General features: G+C 74.9%; 1 protein-coding gene. It reads right to left on the reverse strand.

Features of this window, described 5'->3' with window-relative positions; genetic code table 11:
* Positions 1-3,818 (reverse strand): type I polyketide synthase (locus RAN62_RS40905; protein WP_305790291.1); only part of this gene is annotated, 3,818 nt, incomplete at both ends.

Below are 3,818 nucleotides of genomic sequence, written 5' to 3' on the forward strand. Positions count from 1 at the left end.
GCGCAACGACGGATCCGCTTCCACGTGGGTGGCGAGACGGGCGGCCTGGGCGCGTACAGCGTCATCGGTCTTGCCCGACAGGATCCACGGCACCAAGCCGTCGTCGTCGCTCGCCGGGAGGGAGGCCGGGACGGGGGCCGGGACGGGGGCTGGGAGGTCGGGGGCCTCCAGGATCGCGTGGGCGTTCGTGCCGCTGATGCCGAAGGCGGACACCCCGAAGCGGCGCGGGTGACCGTTCTCGGGCCACGGCATCGGCTCGGTCAGCAGCCGCACGTCGCCCTTAGACCAGTCGATCTGCGTGGAGGGCTCGTCCACGTGCAGCGTCTTGGGCAGGACGCCGTGCCGCAGGGCCTGCACCATCTTGATCACGCCGCCGATGCCCGCGGCGGCCTGCGTGTGGCCGATGTTGGACTTGAGGGATCCCAGCCACAGCGGATTGGTCCGATCCTGGCCGTAGGTGGCCAGCAGCGCCTGGGCCTCGATCGGGTCGCCGAGCCGGGTGCCGGTGCCGTGGGCTTCGACGGCGTCCACATCGGCGGGCGACAGACCCGCCGCGGCGAGGGCCTGGCGGATCACCCGCTGCTGCGAGGGACCGTTCGGCGCGGTGAGGCCGTTCGAGGCGCCGTCCTGGTTGACCGCGCTCGACCGCAGCACCGCCAGGATCTCGTGGCCGTTGCGGCGCGCGTCGGACAACCGTTCCAGCACCACGACGCCCACGCCTTCGGCCCAGCCCGTGCCGTCGGCCGCGTCGGCGAAGGACTTGCACCGTCCGTCGGCAGCCAGCCCGCCCTGCGCCGTGAACTCCACGAAGCCCTCGGAGGTGGCCATCACGGTCACGCCGCCGGCCAGCGCCAGCGAGCACTCCCCCGCCCGCAACGCCTGCGCAGCCAGGTGCAGGGCTACCAGCGACGACGAGCACGCGGTGTCGACGCTGACCGCGGGTCCCTCCAGCCCCAGCGCGTACGCCACACGGCCGGAGATCACGCTGGCCGCGCCGCCGGTGAGCAGGTGGCCCTGCAGCTGCTCGCGCGGCACGAGGTCGCCGTAGCCGGACTGGTACACGCCGGTGAACACACCGGTGGCGCTGCCCGCGAGCGTGCCCGGGTCGAGGCCCGCCCGTTCGAGCGCCTCCCACGACACTTCCAGCAGAATCCGCTGTTGCGGGTCGGCGGCCAGCGCCTCGCGGGGCGAGATCTCGAAGAACGCCGCGTCGAAGTCGCCGGCGCCGTCGAGGAAGCCGCCGCGGGCCGTGGCGGAGACGCTGCGCAGCCGGTCGAGGTCCCAGCCGCGATCGGCCGGGAAAGGCGTGATGGCGTCGGATCCGTCCGCGACGAGCCGCCACAGGTCGTCCGGGCTCGCGACGCCGCCCGGATAGCGGCAGGCCATGCCGACCAGGACGACCGGATCGTCGGTGACCGGCGGGCGGGCGGCGGCCGGCGACGGCGTGGCGGCGGCCTCGCCGGCCAGATATCCGGCGAGCCGGGTGACGGTCGGATAGTCGAACACCACGCCGGCCGGGAGGGTCCGGCCGGTGCGGGACTGCAGCAGGTTGCGCAGCTCGACCGCGGTCAGCGAGTCGAATCCGAGCGCCTTGAACGGCTGCTCGGTGTTGAGCCGCGAGCCGGGAGCGTGGCCCAGCACGGTCGCGGCGGCGTCGTGGACCAGACCGGTGAGCAGTTGCCGGGCCTCGTCGCCGGACAGGCCCGCGAGCTGGTCGTCCAGGCTGTCGCGGCCGGCGCCCTTGTTGTCGGCGGTACGGCGCGTGGGGCCCCCGGCGAGCGCACGCCAGACCGCCGGCACGTCGCCGGAGGCCCGGAGCGCCTGCGGGTTGACCCGGGTCAGCGCCAGCAGCGGGCGGTCGGTGCGCAGGGCAAGGTCGAGCAGGGCGAGCCCTTGGTCCACGGCGAGCGGCGGCATGGCCGAACGTTCGATGCGCCGCCGGTCGGTGTCCGACAGCCCGCCGGTGAGGCCGAGCTCGCTGGTCCACGGCCCCCAGGCGAGGGCAAGACCGGGCCGGCCGGCGTGCCGGCGGTGCTGCATCAGGGCGTCGAGGAAGGCGTTGCCGGCCGCGTAGTTGCCCTGCCCGCCACTGCCGGTGAGACCCGCGACGGAGGAGAACACCACGAAGAGCGACAGGTCGCCGGTCAGCTCGTGCAGATGCCAGGCGGCGTCGACCTTGGGCGCCAGGACACGGTCGAGCTGGTCCCGGGTCAGGGTGCCGATGACGCCGTCGTCAAGGATGCCCGCGGTGTGCACGACGCCGTCGACCGGGTGGGCCGCCAGGACACCGGCGAGGGCCGCGCGGTCGGTGACGTCGCAGGCCACGACGGTCACCTCGGCGCCACGTGCGCGCAGGTCGGCGGCGAGGCTCGCGGCACCGGGGGCGTCGGGGCCGCGCCGGCTGAGCAGGACCAGACCCCGGACGCCGTACGCCTCGACGAGCTGCCGCGCGACCAGACCGCCCAGCCCGCCGGTGCCGCCGGTGATCAGCACGGTGTCCGGCACCCGGGCCGCGGTGTCGGCGGTGGTGACCCGGACCAGGCGAGCCGCCCGCCACGAGCCGTCGTGCACCGTCAGCTGCGGCTCCCCGGCGGCGAGCACCCGGCCCAGCAGTGCGCCGTCGACGGGAGCGTCGGTGTCCAGCAGCACGATCCGGCCCGGGTTCTCCGTCTGCGCGGACCGCACCAGCCCCCACACCGCCGCCGCGGCCACGTCGCTCACCTCGGGCGTCACCGCACCGCGCGTCACCACGACCAGCGGGAGCGTTGTCTCGGTCAGCCAGTGCTGCAGCTGCCCGAGCACCCAGGCGGTGGCCTCGTGCGCCGAGGCGGCCACCGCATCCCGATCGCCGGCGACGGTGAGCACAACCGCGCCGGGTGTATCCGAGTGCCGCGTCACGGTATCCCGGTCGATCACTGTCCAGTCGCTGATCGGCGCGGCGGGCGGGACGGGGACGGCGGTCCATTCGAGGGCCAGCAGCGCCGCGTCGCCCGTACCCGTGGAGGGGGTTTCGGCCGGTCGGACCGTGACCGACGCGATCGACAGGACCGGCGCGCCCGCGCTGTCGGCCGCCGCGACCGTGAACTCGCCGGACGCCGTGCGGGTCAGCACGACCCGCAGCCGGGCCGCGCCGGAGGCGTGCAGGACCACGCCGGTGAATCCGGACGGCACCTCGTCGGGTGCGGCGGCCCGCATCGCCGCGTCCAGCATCGCCGGGTGGATCCCGAAGGCGTCCGCGTGATCCGTCTCGGCCACCTCGACCTCGGCGAAAGTTTGCTCGCCGCGCTGCCAAGACCGGATCAGGCCCGGCGTGGGCGCGTGGTCGAGCTCCGGCACGGCCGGCGGCCAGGCGTCGGGCCAGGACACCGATTCGCGTACGCCGTCCGCACTCACGACCCCGCTGACGTGCCGGATCCACTCGTCCTGCCCGTCGCTCCGGGCGTGCATCGTGATCCTGCGCCGGGTCGTGCCCGCCTCGGGCTCGCCGACGACGACCTGCAGCTGCACGCCACCGGTGGGCGGCAGGGCCAGTGGCGTCTCCACGAGCAGCTCGTCGACCCGGTCGCAGCCCACGCTGTCGCCCGCCCGCACGGCCAGCTCGACGAAGCCCGGAGCGGGGAAGAGCCCGGCCAGCCACGGATGGGTCCGCAGCGACAGCCGGCTGGTGAAGACCACGCCGCCGGTCTCGGGCAGCGGCAGCATCGCGCCCAGCAGCGGATGCTCGGCGGTGCTCAGGCCGGCCGCGGTGACGTCGGCGGGGGCCGAGGCCGGGTCGGGCCAGAAGCGCTGGTGCTGGAAGGCGTACGTCGGCAGGGCGA

Source organism: Symbioplanes lichenis (assembly GCF_030709675.1).
In the GTDB taxonomy this organism is placed as follows: Bacteria; Actinomycetota; Actinomycetes; order Mycobacteriales; family Micromonosporaceae; genus Actinoplanes; species Actinoplanes lichenis.